At 34.0% G+C, this 22,191-nt stretch carries 22 protein-coding genes; 18 read left to right on the top strand and 4 right to left on the bottom strand.

Annotated features, from left to right (window positions below; genetic code table 11):
• Positions 1-162 precede the first annotated feature (162 nt).
• The 5 genes from ACIGHG_RS18970 (at position 163) to ACIGHG_RS18950 (ending at position 4,190) form a co-directional block, all read left to right on the top strand.
• A complete protein-coding gene (locus ACIGHG_RS18970) occupies positions 163-693 on the top strand; it encodes a hypothetical protein (RefSeq protein WP_396549920.1) in 531 nt (176 codons plus the stop codon).
• Between the two features lie 11 nt (positions 694-704).
• Positions 705-1,379: a response regulator transcription factor gene (locus tag ACIGHG_RS18965; protein WP_336473425.1), complete on the top strand. Its 675-nt coding sequence runs from the start codon at positions 705-707 to the stop codon at positions 1,377-1,379.
• Positions 1,376-2,797 (top strand): sensor histidine kinase, encoded by a 1,422-nt coding sequence (locus tag ACIGHG_RS18960; RefSeq protein WP_396549918.1) that lies wholly within the window; start codon positions 1,376-1,378, stop codon positions 2,795-2,797. Before ACIGHG_RS18965 ends, ACIGHG_RS18960 begins: the two co-directional genes overlap by 4 nt.
• Positions 2,798-2,993: 196 nt before the next feature.
• The gene (locus tag ACIGHG_RS18955; protein ID WP_336473423.1) at positions 2,994-3,593 is read left to right on the top strand and encodes an undecaprenyl-diphosphatase; all 600 of its coding nucleotides are present in this window, start codon (positions 2,994-2,996) and stop codon (positions 3,591-3,593) included.
• Between the two features lie 90 nt (positions 3,594-3,683).
• Complete coding sequence (locus ACIGHG_RS18950) at positions 3,684-4,190, top strand: DUF3189 family protein (RefSeq protein WP_090914680.1); 507 nt, start codon at positions 3,684-3,686, stop codon at positions 4,188-4,190.
• Positions 4,191-4,238: 48 nt separating this feature from the next.
• Here the strand turns inward: ACIGHG_RS18950 and ACIGHG_RS18945 are convergent, their stop codons facing one another.
• Positions 4,239-4,943 carry a hypothetical protein gene (locus ACIGHG_RS18945; protein ID WP_396549917.1) on the bottom strand — a complete coding sequence of 235 codons (705 nt, stop codon included), beginning with the start codon at positions 4,941-4,943 and terminating at the stop codon, positions 4,239-4,241.
• Positions 4,944-5,533: 590 nt separating this feature from the next.
• On the opposite strand from ACIGHG_RS18945, the gene ACIGHG_RS18940 reads away from it, so the two are divergent.
• The 7 genes from ACIGHG_RS18940 (at position 5,534) to ACIGHG_RS18910 (ending at position 13,999) form a co-directional block, all read left to right on the top strand.
• A complete protein-coding gene (locus ACIGHG_RS18940) occupies positions 5,534-6,757 on the top strand; it encodes an MFS transporter (RefSeq protein ID WP_336473421.1) in 1,224 nt (407 codons plus the stop codon).
• Between the two features lie 105 nt (positions 6,758-6,862).
• On the top strand, positions 6,863-7,294 hold the full coding sequence (locus ACIGHG_RS18935; RefSeq protein ID WP_336473420.1) for a GNAT family N-acetyltransferase: 432 nt from the start codon (positions 6,863-6,865) through the stop codon (positions 7,292-7,294).
• 384 nt (positions 7,295-7,678) lie between these two features.
• Complete coding sequence (locus ACIGHG_RS18930; RefSeq protein WP_396549915.1) at positions 7,679-7,972, top strand: heterocycloanthracin/sonorensin family bacteriocin; 294 nt, start codon at positions 7,679-7,681, stop codon at positions 7,970-7,972.
• Between the two features lie 197 nt (positions 7,973-8,169).
• Complete coding sequence (locus ACIGHG_RS18925; RefSeq protein WP_396549913.1) at positions 8,170-10,095, top strand: putative thiazole-containing bacteriocin maturation protein; 1,926 nt, start codon at positions 8,170-8,172, stop codon at positions 10,093-10,095.
• Entirely contained in the window at positions 10,092-12,035 is a 1,944-nt protein-coding gene (locus tag ACIGHG_RS18920) for a TOMM precursor leader peptide-binding protein (RefSeq protein ID WP_336473417.1), read from the top strand. The genes ACIGHG_RS18925 and ACIGHG_RS18920 overlap by 4 nt, the downstream gene beginning before the upstream one ends.
• A gap of 22 nt (positions 12,036-12,057) precedes the next feature.
• Entirely contained in the window at positions 12,058-13,629 is a 1,572-nt protein-coding gene (locus ACIGHG_RS18915) for a SagB family peptide dehydrogenase (protein WP_396549910.1), read from the top strand.
• 226 nt (positions 13,630-13,855) lie between these two features.
• A complete protein-coding gene (locus ACIGHG_RS18910) occupies positions 13,856-13,999 on the top strand; it encodes a hypothetical protein (protein ID WP_090914670.1) in 144 nt (47 codons plus the stop codon).
• A gap of 93 nt (positions 14,000-14,092) precedes the next feature.
• On the opposite strand, the gene ACIGHG_RS18905 is transcribed toward ACIGHG_RS18910, so the two are convergent.
• The 3 genes from ACIGHG_RS18905 to ACIGHG_RS18895 form a co-directional block, all read right to left on the bottom strand.
• Entirely contained in the window at positions 14,093-14,308 is a 216-nt protein-coding gene (locus tag ACIGHG_RS18905) for a hypothetical protein (RefSeq protein ID WP_139207632.1), read from the bottom strand.
• 385 nt (positions 14,309-14,693) lie between these two features.
• The gene (locus ACIGHG_RS18900) at positions 14,694-15,017 is read right to left on the bottom strand and encodes a hypothetical protein (protein ID WP_090915015.1); all 324 of its coding nucleotides are present in this window, start codon (positions 15,015-15,017) and stop codon (positions 14,694-14,696) included.
• A 5-nt stretch (positions 15,018-15,022) separates the two neighbouring features.
• Positions 15,023-15,175: a hypothetical protein gene (locus ACIGHG_RS18895; protein ID WP_336473414.1), complete on the bottom strand. Its 153-nt coding sequence runs from the start codon at positions 15,173-15,175 to the stop codon at positions 15,023-15,025.
• A gap of 155 nt (positions 15,176-15,330) precedes the next feature.
• Here ACIGHG_RS18895 and ACIGHG_RS18890 point away from each other — a divergent pair, with 155 nt between their 5' ends.
• The 6 genes from ACIGHG_RS18890 (at position 15,331) to ACIGHG_RS18865 (ending at position 21,643) form a co-directional block, all read left to right on the top strand.
• Positions 15,331-15,456: a hypothetical protein gene (locus tag ACIGHG_RS18890; RefSeq protein ID WP_280141377.1), complete on the top strand. Its 126-nt coding sequence runs from the start codon at positions 15,331-15,333 to the stop codon at positions 15,454-15,456.
• 268 nt (positions 15,457-15,724) lie between these two features.
• Complete coding sequence (gene speD, locus ACIGHG_RS18885) at positions 15,725-16,561, top strand: adenosylmethionine decarboxylase (RefSeq protein WP_336473413.1); 837 nt, start codon at positions 15,725-15,727, stop codon at positions 16,559-16,561.
• Positions 16,562-16,728: 167 nt separating this feature from the next.
• On the top strand, positions 16,729-17,733 hold the full coding sequence (locus tag ACIGHG_RS18880; protein WP_396549907.1) for a serine hydrolase domain-containing protein: 1,005 nt from the start codon (positions 16,729-16,731) through the stop codon (positions 17,731-17,733).
• 710 nt (positions 17,734-18,443) lie between these two features.
• Complete coding sequence (locus ACIGHG_RS18875) at positions 18,444-19,262, top strand: DUF2785 domain-containing protein (protein WP_396549949.1); 819 nt, start codon at positions 18,444-18,446, stop codon at positions 19,260-19,262.
• A 72-nt stretch (positions 19,263-19,334) separates the two neighbouring features.
• Positions 19,335-20,159, top strand: coding sequence for a hypothetical protein (locus tag ACIGHG_RS18870; protein WP_396549905.1), 825 nt, complete (start codon positions 19,335-19,337; stop codon positions 20,157-20,159).
• 416 nt (positions 20,160-20,575) lie between these two features.
• Entirely contained in the window at positions 20,576-21,643 is a 1,068-nt protein-coding gene (locus ACIGHG_RS18865; protein WP_396549903.1) for an acyltransferase family protein, read from the top strand.
• The last annotated feature ends 548 nt before the right edge of the window (positions 21,644-22,191 follow it).

Genomic DNA, 22,191 nt, shown 5'->3' with positions numbered 1-22,191 from the left:
GCCATGTATAGAAGCGGCCAGGCCCTTTTCCTGTTTTCATAAGTAATTCTGTATTTTCTCATCTAATTTTAATCTTTCTTTCATTGTCTTTTCCATTTTAATGGTTAGAATATAAACGAACAATTACTTTACATAATTACAGATAGAGGGAGAGGGATCAAAATGTCAAGAAGCCTATTAAATCAAATTTTTCATGTGTCTATAAAAATGATAGGAGCTTGTATTATTGCATTTAGTGTTACGATGTTAGTATTAGATTTTATGGTAGGAAATCAAATGACATTAAAAGGTCTGAATAAAAATCTTGGATCCCTTGCAGAATACGGGGCAATTGCGGCCGCTTCCTTATGGTTATTTCATAATATTTGGTTGTATTTGCATAAGAAGAAAGTAACGGTTGCCAAGTACACAAAAGAACTTTATATACCATTAAAGCAGTATCATACGTTTATCGGGTATGCAGTTTTTGCAGTCGCTATTAGTCATGGGATATATTTTTTAATAGTAGGTAGCCGTCATATGATTCGAATTTATAGTGGAATTTTCACTTTAATAGGATTAGTTCTTGTTGCTATAGCTGGTATACTATTACACAAACTAAATGATAAGAAAAAATATGTAACCTATCGTAAAGCTCATCAAATTGTGACTATTATATTTGGAATTGGATTACTCGTTCACCTTGTTGTATAGGAGTGATAATATTGCAACGTATTTTAATTATTGAAGATGAAGAAAGTTTAGCGGAATTTTTAGAGTTAGAACTAAAATATGAAGGATATGTAGTAGATGTTGTGTATGATGGGAGAAAAGGATTAGAAACAGCACTTGAGCATAATTATGACATCATTCTTCTTGATTTAATGCTTCCCGGTCTTAACGGAATTGAAGTATGTCGCCGATTACGTGTAACAAAAGAAACACCTATTATTATGTTAACAGCTCGTGATAGTATTATGGATCGTGTAACCGGATTAGATAGCGGTGCGGATGATTATTTACCAAAGCCTTTTGCCATTGAAGAACTATTAGCAAGAATGCGTGTGATTTTGAGACGAAATCAAAAAGAAGAGCATAAAAATAAACTTCTTTTAAGATTTAAAGATTTAGAACTTGATGTAGAGTCTCGAACTTTGCAAAAAACAGAAGAGATAATTGAATTAACAAATAAAGAATTCGAGTTGCTTATGATGTTTATGAAAAATATTAATCGTGTATTGACAAGAGACATGCTTTTAGAGCAAGTTTGGGGCTACAATGTAGTGGTAGAGACGAATATAGTAGACGTATATGTTCGTTATTTACGTAATAAATTGAATAGCCAAGACAAAGAAAATTATATACAAACTGTTAGAGGCGTAGGGTATGTGATGCGATGATGAAGCAAATAAAAAATCACATCCGTAACTTACCTATAAAGTGGAAATTAACACTATGGTCCAGCGCATTATTATTTGTCTTGTTTTTTTTATATAATATTTTACAATATATTATTATTGACCAATGGACACTTGATTATGAGAAAAAACAAATTAGCAGACAAGTAACGGAAATAGAAGCTTATTTTAATAATGAGAATACAAATTTTTCGGCAGATACGATTGAACACAGCAAGGATTTTCTTGCAACTATAAATGATAAACATCAAATGATTCGAATTTTGGATACAAAAGGAAAAGCGCTTGTTACGGTTTCACGTGACTTTAATTCAAACTTGGTTATGCCAAAGCATGTCAATCAATCTGAAACTTCTATGACAAGGCATTATGAAGATAGAATATTTGTGCAGCGCATGCCGATTACAACACGGACTTTTACTGGCACAATTGAAGTTGGGCAAAACTTTGAAGCTTTTGATCATTTAATGAAGCTTATTTTCCTCGTTATGATAGCTGCTGGTATCGGCGGATTACTACTTAGCTTTTTAGGCGGTACCATCCTTGCAAAGCAACTTCTATTAAGTGTGCAAGCTATTACAGATACGATGAACAAAATTAAGACAAATGGATTAAAAGAAAGAGTGCCAATTCACGAAAACAATGATGAATTTGCCAAACTCGGATTGCTTTTTAATGAGCTAATGGACAATTTAGAAACATCTTTTGTGCAACAAAAGCAATTCGTTGAAGATGCATCTCATGAATTACGCACACCACTTGCGATTATACAAGGACATCTTTCTATGTTAAATCGTTGGGGAAAAGATAACCCTGCTATCTTACAAAAGTCGCTAGATTCTAGCTTAAAAGAAGTAGGTCGCCTTAATAAACTTGTATCAGAGTTATTAGAATTATCCCGAGCAGAATCAGAACAAATGTATCCTATTGCAGCCGAGCCTGTATATGTAAATTTAGTAATAGAACAAGTTACACAAAACTTCGAATTGCTACATGCGGACTTTTACTTTGATAGACAGTTACATGCACATCACGCATGTATTTCTATTCCCGCTTCTTACCTTGAACAAATTTTAGTTATTATATTAGATAACGCGATTAAATATACAAAAGAACATGAAAAATACATTTGCTTGCAAAGCGATGTAGAAGAAGAAAAAATTAAGATTACCATTACAGATCACGGAATCGGAATACCAGAGTCTGATTTGCCATATGTACTAAATCGTTTTTACCGAGTCGATAAAGCAAGAAGCCGAAAACAAGGTGGAAACGGATTAGGACTTTCCATTGCAAAGCGCCTTGTAGAAAAATATAATGGACGTATTATGATAGATAGCAAAGAACAAGAGGGAACAACAGTTACCTTATTGTTTTATTGTGTAGAAAGCGAGAGGTAGAGTATATACCTCTCGCTTTTGTTTGTGGACTTAGCATGAAATTTTATCAATGCTAAAGAAAAATGAGAAAAAGATGAGAAAAATTTAAAGAACATTTCATATTGCTAGTGTATATTGATTAAATCAACGAAATACGTAATCACTAATGATTTATAATCGGTGATCACGTACTGAATGTAAACAAGGAGAGACTTATATGAATTACACAATATTCCACTGGATTAATAATTGGGCAGGATCCTCCGCTTTGTTAGATAAGGAGATGATATTTATTACAAACAGTGCCCCCTATGTTGCAATTATCTTGATGTTTTCTTTATGGTTTAGCAACGGTCAAAAAGAAACAGCTATTCGTAAGCAATATACAGTCTTGTACACAGCTCTTTCTGCTTCTGCAGCACTATTTTTAAATGTTTTGATTCATGCACTTTATTATCATCCACGCCCGTTTGTCACATATCATGTACACAAATTAGTACCACATGCTGCTGATTCTTCATTTGTAAGTGATCATGCTGTATTTGTATTTTCTATAGCATTTACAATGATTTTACGAGGAGAATCTTGGAGAAATATCGCGTTGCTTTGGGCTATACTTGTTGGTATTTCACGTATATATGTTGGAGTTCATTACCCAGCAGATATTATAGGCGGAGCTGTTTTATCTTTCGTAACAAGTGCTCTAGTCATCAAATATACAAATAAAATAGAACCTTTAGCACGTCTCATGTTTCAAATTTATGCTAAAATAACAAAACGAATTCCATTGCTGTCTAAGTCCAATCATACAGCTTAAATTGTCCACCGCCTATATCCTACTTTTAGGTTAGTACGTGAATAAATGGTCATAATAATATCATGCACATTAATTTAAAAGGATGATATGATGATTTATATTTATACTGATTATGGCGGGACACATACAACTTCACTAGCAGCAGCGTATCATTTAAAAAAACTACCAACCAATCGGAAACTCACGAAAGATGAGATATTAAATGTTGATTATTTTAATAAACTAAAAACTTCTGATATGGGAAAAATTATTTTTCACGGACGAGATGAAAATGGAGATTCTGTTTATACAGTCGGCCATGGTGCATCTAAAGTTGTAGTTCCAGCTTTAAAAAATTTAAGTGTACTGTTACAAGAGAAATATCAAAACCATGAAAAAATTGTGTTCTCTAATACATCACCAACTGTTCCGTTTGCTATGACAATTGGTGGTTTATTTTCGAGAAGATTAAAAATTGATTTTATTGGTGTACCGTTGTTAGTTTTCGGAGCAAAACAAGCTTGTGATAATATTATCAGGCTCGTAGAATATACAAAACAGGGCGGAAGGTTAACAAATGAAGATGTTGTAGTATTAGAAAATGAAAATTTTAAATAATAGTTATAATAAAAAGGATGGCTAATCATATATTAACCATCCTTTTTGTTATAATATCTCAACTTTTTTTCGAATGACAATCTTATCAATGTCTTCTTCTTCATCACCAATATATAAACCGCGTTCTCTTAAATACATCTCAAAATATAAATCAGCTTCAGCGCGTTCATCGTATGGCTTTACAGATAAAACAAATCCCAATTTATGTTGCGCTTCCAATTCAACAGTAGAAATATAAGCTGGAATTTTATTACGTAAAAATAACTCCTTAACTGGAATAATCATGTCTTTCATTAACTTTGATAAAAGGCTCATTTCAAATTCGAAATTAAAGCGATCAATGCTTGATAAATCTGCAAAAACAACACCAATGAAACCAGTATTAAAAATTTCTTGATAATTTTCTTCTTCTATATTTCCGTTGTAAAAATTCTTTTCAATTAAGTAATTTTTAAAATAAGCAACGCCTTCAGCTTCTTTGAAAGGTTTCGTAGAAAGAACAAAACCAATTTTCTGTTGTTTATGTAAATACGCACATGATAAGTAAGCAGTAACATCATGTTCAGCGAAAAGAGAACTTGTTGCTTGCGCAAGACCATCTAACACATGATGCACAATATGTAGTTGTTTACGAGAGAAGTAATATGATTTTTTTTCAAGTTCCAATGTATCGATAAACACAGAGCCAATAAAGCCTGTATTTGAAATGGTAGGAGTATGCTTTTTTCTTCCTCTGCGTTTATTTTGAGCCAATGAAATCCATCCTTCCTAGTACCTGTCCCATAGGGGAGAATATATAAACGAACGTTTGTTCTTATATTTATATTGTACTATGTATTAGTTGAAAAGTAAATGTTTTATTCGCAAAATAAACAAAAAGATGCCTTAAAAAGGCATCTTAATTAAGAATAGGGAAGAGTACTTACCCCGTAATATTATGTATATTTATATTAAGAAACAGATACAAATTCTTCTGCATCTTCAACATCTAAATGGCAATCCATTGTACGTACATCTTGATCTTCATGGCTTCCAAAATAAATAGTAATTTTCATATGTATCGCTCCTTTATTTTAGGAATACCTAAAATAATCATTTATTGTTTTCTATTATATACCACTTTACACATTCCTACAATCTTATCATTCGTTCAAAAAATGTTTCTTTAATATTAAGAAAATTGCTATAATAGTTTTATCTATATTGAAGGAGGAAATAACATGCAAAAAACATTAAAAATATTTTCAAATATGGGAAGAGGAGTGAATATTAACTAATGTAATATAGCACTCCTGCTTCCTAAAATCATTATGAAAAATGAATAACGGAAAGTAGGAGAATAATTGAAGAAACAAACAATCGCAACGCATAACATTTCGATTTTATTTTGGGTACAGTTTTTTGGAACGATTAGTTTTTTACAGCCGGTAATGACACTTTTTTATATGGAAAGAGGCTTAACAGCAGCAAATATATTTATTGTGATGATGTGTTGGAGCGGTGCAGTACTTGTTGGGGAAATTCCAGCAGGTGTTTTTGCTGATCGCTTCGGTGCAAAATTATCGTTTTTGACAGGATCTATCATAAAAACGTTTAGTATTTCTATCTTGCTATTTGCAGATAACCTATGGTTATTTTGTCTATACAGTTTATTGAACGGTTTGTCGGTTACATTTTTCTCTGGCGCAGACGAAGCGCTAATTTATGAGTCTTTAAAAGAAAACAATGAGCAACATGTAATGGATCAAGCAATGGGGAAAATCCAATCAGCGGGATTTATTTCTATGTTAATCGCCGTAATCTTCGGTTCGTATTTCGCTAAAGATCTACGAGAAGAACAATTTACACTATTAATTGTTCTCGGAATAATATTTCATTTGGTAGAACTTGCTTTACTATTTTTCATTAAAAGTCCAAAGAAACTATCATCTTATCGGGAAGAATCTTTTTCACAAGTAATCGAAGGGATAAAGGTTATTCGTAAAGCGCCACAATTACTCGTTATGTTTTTAAACGTTTCTCTTGTATTCATTCCTGCAAGTGCAGTATATGATACATTTAATCAACCATTATTTACAAGCGCAGGCCTTCCTGTATTTGCAATTGGTATTATGTACGCCTTAGCTGCCATTCTTGGATACTTTTCTTCGATATCAATTGGCTGGCTTACAAGCAGATTTCCACGTGCAATTTTAATGAATGTAACAGGTGGTTTAGCTGTTGGTGGTCTATTGTTATCAACATTTTTCGGAGATACATTGTGGGTTATATTAGGAGCGTTCTTTATGTTACGGTTCGTACGTGCCATTCGATATCCGATATATTCACAGCTTAGTAATGACATAATCCCGTCTCATGTACGTGCAACAACGATTTCGTTATTGTCTGTGCTAGATTCGATATTAGATCTTATTATTTTCGGAACACTATCATTCGTAGCCGTTAAATCATTACCATTTGTATTCGCCGGCTGTGCATGTATTGCATGTATCGGGACGTTTTTACCGATCCAAAAAAATGCTGTGGGCGTTACGGCGCAGCGTAGAATGAGTCGAAATATAAAATAAAATATTCCCCCAAAGTGTGCTATAAACTTTGGGGGACTTTATGTTTACAACATAAAAAATATCAGTAGGTAATTTAATAGTTTGAAATATATGGAGGTCAATCTAATGTTACATATAGAGAAAGCAAAACTTGATGATTTACAATGGATTAATTTTCAATACGAAAAGATTGATTTTATCTCATCTCATTTAGACAATGAAGAGATTGGAATTGCATATTTTAATGGTCAAAAAGCAGGCTTAGGAAGGTTAGTAAAAGTTGATGAAAACACCTTTGAAATGGGTGGGATATATACGTTAGAAGACTATAGAGGAAAGAAAATTGCTGATAGTATCGTTGCATTTCTTATTAAAGAAGCTCGGAAACTTCAAATTCAAAATGTATATTGCATTCCATTTGAACACTTAAAACCTTTTTATAGTAAACATGGATTTCAAGAAGTAGTAGATTTAGCTGCAGTTCCTAAACAGGTTATAGATAAATATAATTGGTGCTTAGAGCAATACGATATAAAAACATTGTTAATGAAATTATAAATTTGAAAACACACATAGCGTGTGTTTTTTCTTTTGTCAAAAAACGTTTAGGGAATAAAAAGCATGAAAATATGCATTGTTTTACAATTATTCACTCCTTCGTAATCTCCGCTAGTACTCCTGATAATTTATACTTCTTTCCCGGTGTTAATATATTTATATTTCTCATTTTATTTTTAGTAGATACTTTTAGGGGTTTTTATGTTTACAAACCTAGAACTATGATTACTTTACACGATCCAAAATTAGGCATTTGAACAAGTTACAATACCTAATTATAGGTCATACTTTGTTGAAGAGTGCATTCGAAAAAATCTATTGTCTTATCTATTGCAGGACGTATTTTCATTATGGCTTGCTAATTATATACATGGAGGTAATGAAATGAATAATTTTCAACAAGAACTTCAAACGTTAAATTTAAATGATTATAATGCTGGAAATGTTGTGTACTGGGATAGTCAAATTCCTTCTCCATACTACATTGATGACGACTATACTCGTCGTTGCGGAGGATTCGGTCGTTGTGGAGGATTTGGTCGTTGCGGAGGATTCCGTTGCTTTGGATGCTTTGGATGCCTTGGATGCGGCGGTTGTGGCGGTTGTGGTGGTTGTGGCGGTTGCGGAGGATTTGGCGGTTGTGCTGGATTCTGCGTGGACGGAGTATGCTTTATTTAACTCTTATTTTTTAATTGAAACTTTACTTAAAGAAAAGCGTTTCTACATGAATTTTATTGTAGAGACACTTTTCTTTAAGTATGATAAACCACTCTTCTTCTTTCCGTTTGACATAAGAAAAAATAGTATACATAAAATTGTTATGACGGAAGTTATCATGCTCATTCAAGAACAATGAACAGAGAAGGAGGAGTACAATGACAAAATTAAACGCTTCGACACGTTTGAAAATGAAAAGAGATACTTTTTTTCTCTCTGATCCAAAAGGGGAAGTGTATTTTAGAAATAATGCCAGTTCATTTCGAATGGAAGGAAAGTCTATCAATCAATGGATCGAAAAATTAATACCAATGTTTAACGGAGAACACACATTAGGAAATTTGACAGCTGGCTTACCTGAGCCATATCGAAAGCGAGTATTTGAAATAGCAGACATACTGTACCAAAATGAATTTGCAACAGACATAAGTCAAGGTTATCCACACCAATTGCCAGAAAATATTCTCAAAAAATACGCATCACAAATTGAATTTTTAGATAACTTTGGCGTGTCTGGGGCATACTGTTTTCAAACGTATCGTCAAATGAAAGTATTAGCTATCGGTTCTGGTTCTTTTTTTGTTTCCCTTATTTCCGCATTACTTGAATCAGGATTACCACAATTCCAGATGCTAATTACTGATTCCGTACAAACCAATAGAAGAAGATTAAAAGAATTAATAGCATATGCACAAAAAACAGATCCTGAAGTGGCGATTGAAGAAATTTTTTTACAAAAAGAAAAAAGAAATGGTTTGAAAGATGCGGTGCAGCCATTTCAGGCGATTTTGTATGTATCACAAGGAGAAGACATAGAGGAATTAAAAATTTTTCATGCTATTTGTAAAGAAGAAAAAAAGATTTTCATCCCTGCCATATTTAAGCAAGGAGTCGGATTAGCCGGGCCACTCGTACATCCGGAAAGTGATGCTTGCTGGGAATCAGCTTGGCGACGTATACACAAGTCTGCATTTTCTAAAACTTCAGGGGAACACGCTTTTTCTTCTACAACGGAAGCAATGTTAGCAAATGTAGTGGTATTTGAACTGTTCAAAAAGGTTACAGATGTAACGAAACCCACGCAAACGAACCAATTTTTTCTGTTAAATTCCGAAACGTTAGAAGGAAACTGGCATTCCTTTTTACCTCATCCTTTAGTAACTGAGAAAATGGAAATCGAATGGGTCCAAGATTTTAATACGAGAATCAAAGAGAGCTCAAATAAAAATGAATTGAATGAATCTACTCTGAACTTGAATTACCTTGTATCAAAAGAAGCAGGGATTTTTCACATTTGGGAAGCAGGTGACTTAAAACAGCTACCAGTGGCTCAATGTCGTATTCAAACAGTTGATCCACTGTCAGAAGGCCCTGCTGAATTATTACCAGATATGATTTGTACAGGTTTGACGCATATGGAAGCAAGGTACGAAGCTGGATTAGCCGGAGTTGAGACATATATATCGCGAATAGCTAGTTCAAAGTTTTCTGAACATGGGCAATTTATAGGAATTGGAGCCGGGGAAACGATTGCAGAATGTGTATCTAGAGGATTACAAAAATGTTTAGATGAAGAATTTCATAAGAGACAGATGAGTCAAAATATTGTTGTTTCTCGAGTAGAATTAGACGCAATAGAAGATGAGCGCTGCCGCTTTTATTTGCAAACACTTACTACTCTGCAAGGAGAACCTACAATTGCTTTTGGTGAAGCCATTTTCGATTTCCCTGTTATATGGATTGGCACGAATAATCGCTGGTACGGAAGTGTAGGGTTAAATAGAACAATCGCGTTACGTAAAGCATTACAACAGGCACTTACAGAAGCGCAAAATTGTGATGATTGCTACGCATCACAAGCGCTAGAGGCTTCATCAGTTTTATTACAAGATACAATGCCATTACACTCCGCTATTTTTCCTTGTGAAAACATGACGCAAGAAGAAATATTACAATCTGCTGAACAGACATTAACACAAAATGGAAAACGGCTCTGCGTATTTGAAATATCACTAGAAGCAATCTGGAAGGAGGAACTAGCAGGACTATTTGGAGTATTATTGGGAGAGGAGGAATCCCATTGAGCGCTTCGATTCTAATTATTGGAGAGGGGCTATTGGCAAATCGTGTATATGAAGAATTATCAGTCCAATATGAAATCACCAGGTACACGGATTTTAATCGAAAAATACCAGCAACAACCGATTTAGTTCTCGTATTACACGATACTTGGAATCCTTCATTTCATAAACAGGCAGAAAGTGTACTTCAATCAACGAATATTCCTTGGCTGCGAGCTTTCGTTTCATTTGGAGAAGGAATAATCGGTCCGCTAGTTCGCCCAGGCACACCAGGATGTTCAGAGTGTGCAGATATACGCCGTACTTTCGCAGGAAATGATTCTAAAGAGATGTGGGGGATAATGCAGATTCTAACAACAAATAAGGAAATACCTCGAGACATATGGGCATCAAGTAATGGATTATTACAGATGACACATCTTCTGCTAGAAGAAGTGCAGTGCATTTTACAAGGTGATCATGCACGATCAGAAGGACACATGTTTTTCGTTAATTTACAAACATTGAAAAGCTCATATCATTTTTTTCTACCTCATCCCTTATGCTCAAATTGTAGTCAATTGCCTAATGACTCATCACATTCAGCTAAGATTTCATTGCAATCAAGCCCGAAGATTAGCATAAATGATTATCGTTGTCGTTCCATCTCTGAACTGAGTAAAGTATTAGCCAAGGATTATCTAGATTATGAGACTGGGTTTTTAAATGATAAAATGTATAACCTTACACCTCCTTTTGCCGAGGTAAGTGTAAATCTTCCGTTGCTCTTTGGAAATGAAGGAACAGCTGGGCGTACCCATTCATATGCAACTAGCGAATTAACTGCTATTTTAGAAGGATTAGAACGATATTGCGGTCTAGAACCTCGGGGGAAACGTACAGTTATTCAGGACACATTCCGCAATTTAGCTCATCAAGCACTTAATCCCCTTGAAGTGGGTGTACATGCAACGGAACAATATATGCAACCTAATTTCCCGTTTAAACCGTTTCATCCAGATCGTCCAATGAACTGGGTATGGGGTTATTCACTTTTGCAAGAACGTCCAATTTTAGTTCCAGAACTACTTGCTTATTATAGTTTAGGCGGTAGAGATGGTTTTGTTTATGAGACTTCCAATGGTTGCGCATTGGGTGGCAGTTTAGAAGAAGCAATTTTTTATGGCATTTTAGAAGTGATTGAGCGCGATTCATTTTTGTTAACTTGGTATGCCGAGCTTCCTCTCCCGCGTCTTGATCTTTCTTCTGTCAATGATCAAGAGTTGCAGTTGATGGTAGAACGCGTGCGTACAGTAGGGGGATATGATATACATTTGTTTAACTCGACAATGGAGCACGGCATTCCAAGCGTCTGGGCACTAGCAAAAAACCGAAAGGAGAAAGGATTAAATATTATCTGTGCAGCTGGAGCTCATTTAGATCCGATACGAGGGGCGAAAAGTGCAATATATGAATTAGCTGGTATGATGTTAACGCTTGATAAGGAATTTGAGATGAATCGCAAGAAATATGTACAGATGTTCCATAATCCTTCCCTCGTGAAGCAAATGCCTGATCATCCTAAGGTATGCGGTTTGCCAGAAGCAGAAGAACGGTTTCAGTTTTTACTAGATAATAATCGCCCGTTACAAACGTTTACTGAGGCATTCAAACAGAAAACAAGACATGAGGATTTGACAGATGATTTAAGAGAAATACTTCAGGTGTTGCACCAGTTGAACCTCGATGTGATTGTGGTAGATCAGACGACACCAGAAATAATGCGAAATGGATTACATTGTGTGAAAGTACTCATTCCAGGAATGTTGCCAATGACATTTGGGCATCATCTTACGCGCTTAACAGGTCTAGAGAGAGTATTACGGGTGCCAATGGAACTTGGATATACGAAGAAACCGCTATCGTTTGAACAACTCAATCCACATCCGCATCCATTTGCGTAAGTGATGATTAGGAGGGGGAAGGATGGGTTTAGAGACATTTTTGAACAATTTACATTTTCATACTAACGAAGCAACCTCTTCGACTTGGGAGGTGGATTGGGAAGATGGACCACTTTCATATAAACTTTATCGGGACTTACCAGGAATTCCGTTATCTTCAGAAGTAACATTAACACTCGAGAACCTCGAAGTATCAACAGAACCTAATCTTCGCGAAATCGGTCATTTTCTCTGGTACGTATTTGGGATTACTCAATTCTGTCAGTCAACCTTACCGACACCAGAAATAAATTTTATGCAGTCGTATCGAAGATTTGTTCCCTCGGGCGGAGGCTTATATCCAAATGAATTGTATATATATTTAAAGATGGAAAATGTGCCTACTGGAATTTACCACTATGATGTAGCGCACCACCGCTTAGTGTTATTAAGGGAAGGGCATTTTGATTCATATGTAGCCCAGACTCTTGGAAATAGCTGTGACACATCGGCTTGTTTTGGTGTTATTTTTGTATCGACAATGTTTTGGAAAAACTTCTTTAAATATCATAACTTTTCTTATCGTCTGCAAGGACTAGATGCAGGCGTATTAATAGGACAATTGCTAGAAGTAGCAAAACGATTCCGCTATACATCAAGTGTGCATTTCCAATTTTTAGACCGTGCCATAAATCATTTACTCGGGTTATCCGAACAAGAGGAGAGTGTATATGCAGTTATCCCTCTATCAGCAAATTCTGTAACCCCGCAGTCTAATAATGAGAATGATGCTACGGATAAAGAAGTCTCTGCAACTCAATTATGCGAAGAATTACCAGTTATTCATCATAATCACTATGTCCGATCACGAAAGATTGCACAGTATCCGATGCTGATTCAAATGAATGAAGCATCTATGCTTGAATCTACACGATCGTTTCACAAAATCAAGAGTGAAACGAATAGAATGCGTGATGGTCAAGCGTTAGTTCTTCCTCGTATAAAGCGAATGTCGTACGACTTAACAGCCGCATGCCAAAATCGATTTTCACCGGAAATGGATTTTACTTTTAGGAAAATAAGTCAAGAACAATTGACTACGTTACTGCATGAGGCAACTGCTTCTTTCGCCTATCAAAACGATTTAGATACAAATCTTGAAGAACCTGCATCCCGCGTTTCCATATACGTATGTTTATTTGGCGTTGAAGGTATCCAAAACGGCGCTTATCATTATGACAATGATGCTCATGCATTACGACAAGTACATCTTGGAGATCATCGATTCTTACTGCAAAGCGGGATGACATTCCACAATGTGAATATCTTCCAAGTACCACTTTGTCTGCATGTAGTAGGGGATAAAAATCATCTTAAAAGAGAACTTGGATATAGGGGATATCGAATTCAACAGATGGAAGCAGGCATACTTGTACAGAAATTATTGTTAGCAGCTTCTGCTCTTGGGCTAGGAGGACACCCGCTTCTTGGGTTCGATGTCAACTTGTGTGATGAGCTTTACAGGTTGGATTCAGAAGAAAAAACGAGTCTTATCCAAATTCCAATTGGTTTCTATCGTCAACGTCCTTGGTTGAAAGGGAGTTTGCATAGTTAACAACCATGTAATTTATATGGAATATGAGGTAGCTTGGATTCAATTGAATTCAAGCTTTTTTAATGTAATCTGATTGAAAATGAGTTGTTGTCAAAAACTAAGACTAATTTCATTTACCGTATTTTTACATTTAATAATATTAATTCATGTCTCATGGTTCCAATAGAGTAAAAAGAACAATATAGGGCATGACTACATTTAAAAAGATGTGAAGGAGATAACCAAAATGAAAAAACAACCTAATGATAATAAAAAACCAAACATTAAAAAATTAAACACAGAAGAAAATGCTATTTATAGCGATCCAAAAGATGCGAGTAATATGCAACCAATACCACAACCAAAAGATTATGATGAAATAGAGTATTAATACAGTAGAAAAAGGAACAGAAACGCTATTATTTCTGTTCCTTTTTAAGTTACTGAGCAGCTAGTGATTATTCACTACATCCACTTTTTCGTGCTATTCCTTATTGGAAGGCGGAAAAGAAAGAAAGATTAATGAATCAATAAGTTCGACAGAAATGTTGAAATCATCATGAATGGTAATTTCTACACATGTAACTAATGGTAACGTAATAATAAGTACGTCACCATCAATGATAACTCCTGATGAACATGTATCGTAGTCACTTATAGACAGCTCTATGTTTATACCTGGAGAAATTAAAATTTCCAAACATATATTTATGCATTGTTCGAATACGTAAGCGATTGTAGACCTCTCCTTTCTACATATCCACAATTTATATGTAGATAGACGTTTAAATTCCATCTCTAAAAGTAGCTCTCATACCATACTATTTAAAAATTTAGCTTCTTGATTGGACAGGTTATCTATTTATAAAAAATAAATTTCTGTAGTAAAGGGTGGATCTGGAGAATTATATAAAAGCATTTTCTAGGGGCAATCGGGGACTACCACAATAATAAAATCGAGATTTCTATCCTTTTGTATCATTACTTTCATGAATATAAAAAGTCCGATATAACTTTAATGAAGTTACAATCGGACTTTTTATGTCAAAATTATCTTAATGTAATTGTTCATTAGCGAACGTTATTTAAAAATTTTCATACCTCATCCATCCACTTTCAGATCGTTCCGCTTTATATTTACCGTAAGACAGAAGCTTCATCGCTGAACGATTGGCCGCGTGAAAAACTAAGCTCAGCTTCCGTTCTTCGTCCATTTCACTCGGATAGGTCGTAGATTCATAAACATAATAAGCTGCCATAATACAGGGGACTACTTGTTCCGGTTCAAATTCATATGCAGTTGCATCATCGACAACGAAATCAATAAGACATCGGTTTTCATCTAACATTTCTTTTTGGAGTAACTTTTTTACCGGTTCCGGTACTAATTCTAATATTTTATTTCTCAGAACAGTCATTTTTTCGTTCTTTCAGCACGAAGAATTGCATCATTTGTTGGTGTGTTAGGTACAAAATTCCCATGACTATCAATGCTATGCGCTTCCTTATCATATTGTCCGTTAGCATTACGTTTCTTTATTGTGAACGGGTTTTGATTGTTTCCCATACTTGTCACCTCCAATAAATAGTATGTGCAAATCAGAAACTATTTTGTCTAAAAGGTGTTTTACAAAAAGTGGAATAGGAATAACGATTTACCCTGTATGAAATAGTTCCTTTCGTAAAAAATAGGTACAAACCTTAACAAAAGGAGGGGAAATTATGACGAACCGAAATGATAATCGAGAACGTAAAAACAAATATCCTAACAATCAAAAAAACGATACTGAATTCTCCAAAGATGTAAATATTAGAAGCGAAGTAACAAAAAAAGATTTAAAAAAATAATGTTTTGAACCATTAAATATTGAAAAAGCTTGGATTCAATCAAATCCAAGCTTTTTCAAATGATAGAAATCCAACCATATTTCTCATAAAAAAGGATGAATTTCACTTACCGTATTTTGGAAATAAAAATTAAAACAAACCATTAAATCATATTTAATGGTTTGTAAGCACTCCTAAGACACATGTATTAAAAAATTGTAGGATGGAACTATATTTCATAAAGAGTTTGTCAATCATTATTGAATATAAAAAAGAGGGGGCATTCACCATGAAACTAACACCAGAGCAGAGAATTCAATTACACGGATTTAATAATCTTACAAAATCATTAAGTTTTAATATGTATGATATTTGCTATACAAAAACAAGAGAAGAACGAGAAGCATACATAGAATACATAGATGAACAATATAATGCAGACAGATTAACAAAGATTTTAAAAAATGTATCTGATATTATAGGTGCACACGTATTAAATGTTGCGAAACAAGACTATGTTCCACAAGGAGCGAGCGTAACAATATTAGTTTCAGAAGGCCCGATTGTAGAAGTTCCAACTGAATCATTTAACGAATCACCCGGTCCTCTTCCTGGATCAGTCGTTATACAATTAGATAAGAGCCATATAACAGTTCATACGTATCCGGAATATCACCCAGATGAAGGAATCAGCACTTTTAGAGCAGACATCGATGTATCTACATGCGGCGAAATCTCGCCTCTTAAAGCACTAAATTATTTAATCCACTCATTTGATACGGATATTATGACCATTGATTACCGAGTTCGTGGCTTTACAAGAGATATAACAGGTAATAAATTATTTATTGACCACGAAATAAACTCCATCCAAAATTACATCCCAAAGAATGTAAAAAAAATGTATGACATGATTGATGTCAATGTATATCAAGAACATATTTTTCATACAAAATGCAAATTAAAAGAGTTTGACTTAAATAATTATTTGTTTGGATATACACAAGAAACATTGTCTGCAGACGAACAAGAAAAAATTACAAAGCAATTAAAATTGGAAATGGACGAAATATTTTATGGAAAGAATATGAATCGTGGTTCTATTGAAGAAGGTTCAAATGAATAATAAATACACAACATCAGTTGGAAATCGCAAGTACTAATGAGAATCTACTACTTACTAAAAACAGGGAGATAATTCCTGTTTTTTTATATGCTACATGTAAAGAAAGGTATTCTTCATTTTTTGTCGAAATTAAAATTTGTCATAGATCTGTTAAAGGAAGGTAAAAAATGAAAAAATACGAACAATTAATTTCATGGGTAGAAAACATAAAAGAACGAAACCACAGCTCTTCTGCTGCACTTTTTATTATGAAAGATAATGAAGTTGTATTGGAGCATTATAGTGGAACCCACTCTAATATAAAAAATAGTTCTCCTATTACTGCAACTTCACAGTTTAACGTTGCTTCTGCAAGAAAAAGTTATTTAGGACTTGCGATTGCCTACGCGCTTTATGAAGGAAAAATTAAGAGTTTAGACGATTATGCTGTGGATTACTTTGAAGAGTGTGACAAAACTTTACTTGGTAAGACAACCTTAAGGCACTTAGTCACTCATTCGCATGGTCTCCATATGAGTGACAGCGGGATTATGTACCGGGAATTTGAACCTGGGGAAGAATGGGCTTATAGAGGTATTAATGTTGAAATGATGACGCAGCTAATTTATAAGTTATATAATAAAAGCTTTCCGGAATTACTGAAAGAACGAGTCTTTATACCTGCAGGTTTTACGGAAACAGCTTGGCAAACAACAGATCATGAAGATTTAGTAAAAGTAGTCATAAATCCAAATGAAGAAGCTGTAAGTAAGATAGGAGTATCAGATGACGGGACAGAATCGAATCTTTTTGTCTCCGCTAAAGAGTTTGCATATTGGGGACACCTTCACTTAAATAAAGGGTATATGAATGGAAAACAAATTGTACCGGAAGAAGTTATTGAGATTGCAACACAAATTCATTCTCCTTATTATAAAAATACAAATTTACCACAAAACGGATTGTTTTGGTTTGTTCAGAATGCACCAGCACTGCAAAGTGAAATAGGAGAAAGAGTTCCAAAAGGATCTTATCAAATATTAGGTATAACAGGACCAACAATTTTAGTTATTCCTGAATATAATGTCGTTGTCGCAAAGATGTATAACAAAAGATATAACTATGGAGGAGACAATTATCTACAATATTTAAGAGAATTTAGCAATTTAGTGGCTGATATGTTTGCTTATTAAATCCTCTATTCATGCAAAGTAAAAGCATCTGAATTAGGGAATAATTACATTTTTAAAAAAGTGCATTCTTATAAATGGCAACAAATACATTGTTTGATATGGTATGTACATAAATCATTAGAAGATACATTATGTTAGCACAGCTTTACTGCAAAAATCGAATATATTTAATTAACAAAAAGACACTTCATTGGTAAGTGTCTTTTTGTTAATTAAAAACGATAAAGTCAAAGGTAGTACACCATATTCATTTTTATCTTCATATCCGTATCTCACGGAGCATTGTGGTTATAATAAACATCGTTAGACGATTATTGAAAAGAATTGCAATAAGAACAGAGAGGGAAGGATGGTATGAAACATTCATCTGTTAATCCATGGCTTGTTGTCCTTGGTACATCTGTCTCTTTATATGGCACGGGCAGTCTAATTATGTAGAACACAACATGTTCTACACTCGCTTGCTCCCTTTGTTTTAAACCTCGCATGTGGCAGAAAAAGTCTCTGACCGCTTCTATGCACGGCCAGATGCTCTCGTCCTCTCCTAAAAAAGGGGTTTTTATGTAATTTTTTAACTTGTACATATATATAGCTAGTGCAATTCTTATATATTTCTATAAAATTTATAAATAGAGGATGGCATATAAAGAGAAATATAAGGTAATATAAAAACTATGGCATAAAAACTTTAAGAGAGGAGAGAAAATATGATGATGGATCAACATGAGTTGAAACAAGAACTGCAACAAATCAAAAATAACAATTATGCCGTCCCAGAAGATGTGGACGCATATCCATATGCACAATGGATGCTGGATTATATCGGGTCACCCGATGCCGAGCTGCGTGATGAATTGATTTACAGTACGCTCGAACGATGGATTACAGGTGAAGTGTTTAGACAAAAAGAGTTACGCGGGCTACTGCTGCAGGCGCTTAGTCCTGATTATTTGTTTTATAAAATCGGCGAGAAGGGAACAGACTCTGTTTTTAAACGTGCTTTCTCAATTCTAATCCCACCGCTTATTTTATCTGTTCATGAAAAAGAACCGTTCTTATCTGAAGAACAGCTCTACAGCGTGGCAGAACAAGTTCTTGAATATGTGTATCTTGAGCAAGATGTAAGGGGCTATGTAGATGGAAAAGGATGGGCTCATTCTACTGCACATGCCGCAGATGCGCTAGATGCTTTAGCACGTACGATACGAAGTCGCGAATTTTCACATGCAATCCTTACTGCTGTTCGTCATAAAGTTCGTCTGCACGATTACCTATACATAAACTTTGAAGATGAGAGATTAGTGACGGCGGTAATCTCTTTATGGAACCAAAATATATTAGCCCAAGAAGAATGGAACAATTGGCTTTATAGCTTTACAATCATTGAAGAAGCTTCAGCTTCTCGAAATGATATTTTAATACAAAACATGAGAACCTTCTTAAGAAGCTTGTATTTCCGAGCTTTAGAACAAGAGGGAAACTCTGCGCTTACAATTGCTGCATTGGAGACTTTAAAAAATTTGCGTTAGTTTTAAAAGTCACTTTATTATTAAATTCATCATGTTATTTTTCACAAAATTAATAAACTCGAGGTAAAAGAAATGAAAAAAATTTCAGCATTCATGTGTGTTTCCCTACTCTTACTAGGAGCATGTGATAAAAAAGAAACTACTGAACCTAAGAAACAAACAGAAAAACAACAAGAATCCCGTACAGCGAAACAAACGGAAAAACAACAAGAGTCTCATGCATTGAAACAAAAAGATGTGTTTACAGCCACTCGAACAGCTTTAACAGCAAAAACAAAAATGAATATATTCTTACCAACAAAAATCCCTCTGTCTACTGAAAAAAAGGTTTTATCTGCATACACAGAGGGACAAGATAAAGGTTACACTGTTACATTTTTTGAAAGTAACAGTCCATTACCTGTTGATTCCTCTGCACTTTCGGATTCTAATCAAGCTAAGCAAATCGCAAAACTATTTGTCAAAAAGTATGAGACAAAAGAAGAAGCCGGTAAAAGTTTATGTTCAACATTTAAATTAAATCCTGATTACGAAAAAGATGTCCCGAGCAAGGATGATCCTAGTGCAATAGATTTAGGGAATGGAATTAAAGGTTTTACTGAGGGAGCAGCAGGAACAATGTATTTGAATTTTGTTAAGGATCATTGGGAAATTTTTGTAAAAAGTCCATCGACAAATAAAGATGACAATATATCTGTAGCAAAATCCATAGTGAACCAATTAGAGAAAGAGCCACTACCAACTCCAAACTCTTACGCAGTTATAGAAGTGGATAACAGACTGAAACAAAATCGTGTATATTGGCAAAATGGAGATACTTTATATGGGATAGAAACAAGTGGCTCTATCCAAGATGCATTAACTATTGCCGCTCACTTTGAGTCTACGTCTAAGTGATTAAAAAGAAATACAAATTGTTTATCAAAAAGAGTCTTAATCATTAAGACTCTTTTTTGAATGTTTAGCATAGCAGTGTAAACAAAATAATCTCCATGTTGGCTCAGTTCCAAATTTGAGTAAAAATGAACGTTTATGTTATATGTAGTATTTAAAAATAATAAATGCGCTAATTGGAAATAACATGCATATTATAACCGAAGATTGCCTAGACCGAACCCTATTTCATGGCTTTTTAAAGAAAAAAGATGTATATCGTATACACTATATGCAAAATCCCCTCTGTTTCAATATGTTTAGTGGTGATATAATGTAACAGGAACATAATGACGTTATATATAGAACTCATCAAAAAATAGAATAGATGACTAAAAAGTAGGGTATTTTAATTTAGGCTATATTTTGAGGAGGATTCTATGCAACAAAAGAAAAGTTTAAATCTTGTTCAAGCCTCTAGGGCCATTGTTCCTTTGCTAGTTTTAATGTTCCATATGAGCTTTGTAGCAGATGAACACTTTAATTATAACTTTTTAAATTTAACAAAATTAGAGCGTGTTGGAGGAGCAGACTATTTCTTTGTATTAACTGGGTTTATGATATTCTATGTATATTTTAAGGATATAGGAAATAAAGAAAAGTTTCGTCCGTTTCTGATTAAAAGATTTATCGGTATATATCCTTTTTATTGGATTGTTACTTTTATAGTTTGTGTTTTCTTCTTCTTTATTCCTATTGGTTACGGTTATTCACAAAGTATTAAAACTATTTTAGGATCGCTGTCTTTAGTTCCGTGGCAAGAAGAGCCCATTATTTATAGCGCTTGGTCTTTAAGATACAATATTTTATTCTATTTGATATTTTCTTGTCTTATTTTAAGTAAAGGAAAAATGTTCAAGTATTTAATTGGTTTATGGATCATGCTCATTTTATTTATTTATTGGAAGGATATAGAGGTAAGTAATTATTTAATAAGTTTTATGTTTGATAAAATAAATCTGAATTTTATTTTAGGTTGTTGCTGTGCATATATTTCTATGAACTTTCCAATTAAGCATGGGAAATTATTTGTTACATTGGGGATTTTAGGTTATATATTTACTTGGATAACTGTTTTATATGATCTAATGAAGTTAGATACAAACATAATGTATGCGATTTCTGCTATGTTTTTAATTTTAGGATTAGTGTCTTTTGATATGAATAAAAAAATTCGTATCCCCAAGATATTTAATTATCTAGGAAATGCTTCATTTTCTATTTACCTTACACATCCTCCATTCCTTGGATTAATAGCAATTATAATAAATAAGTCAGGTATCCATGATTTGATTGGAAATCTATTATCCACATTATTATGTATAGTGATTGCAATGGTAATGGGGTGTTTGGCTCATTCTTTCATCGAAAAACCGTTGTTAGTGAGAATGAAATCTGTTTTCTTGAAACCTATAAGGAAACAAACTAGCTTATCAACTCCAATTTAATATGATTGTTAAAAAATGAGTTATGATACAAATAGTACGTGGACTAGACATAGAAGTATAGATTCCTATCGAAATCCACTGCTATATAGTAAGACCAAAGAGTTACTTGACAGACTTTCTCCTTGTAAAGTCTGTCTTTTATTGTAGAATTCTTTTCTACATGCCATTAAATCATTACTCCGCGTTCCTTATATCAAATATGTAGTAAAAAACTGTAAATGGATAGCTAACATTTTATTAAATACAAACGACACTTCCGATAAATGTAAATTGAGAACTATAACATTACGTGATAACGCCAAACATACTAAACATTATTGGGGAAATCAAGATTTAGTGTTGAGTTTAAAATTATGTAAATAAAAATTTATCTTTTTAAGATTTTACGTGCAAAAAAGCATAAGATTGGAATGAATTTTATCACGTACCTGATGATGGAGGGGCATATGAAATGATAGAATATGTTATAGATACACTGATTTAGATGAGAGAATGGGGAGAGGGTTAGCGTGCAATTACAAGAACAGAATCGAATTAAGCTGAAGCAA

This window comes from Bacillus sp. NPDC077411 (assembly GCF_044543425.1).
In the GTDB taxonomy this organism is placed as follows: domain Bacteria; phylum Bacillota; class Bacilli; order Bacillales; family Bacillaceae_G; genus Bacillus_A; species Bacillus_A bruguierae.
Note: the sequence above shows the minus strand (reverse complement) of the source record. Positions and strands in the feature narration are given on the sequence as shown.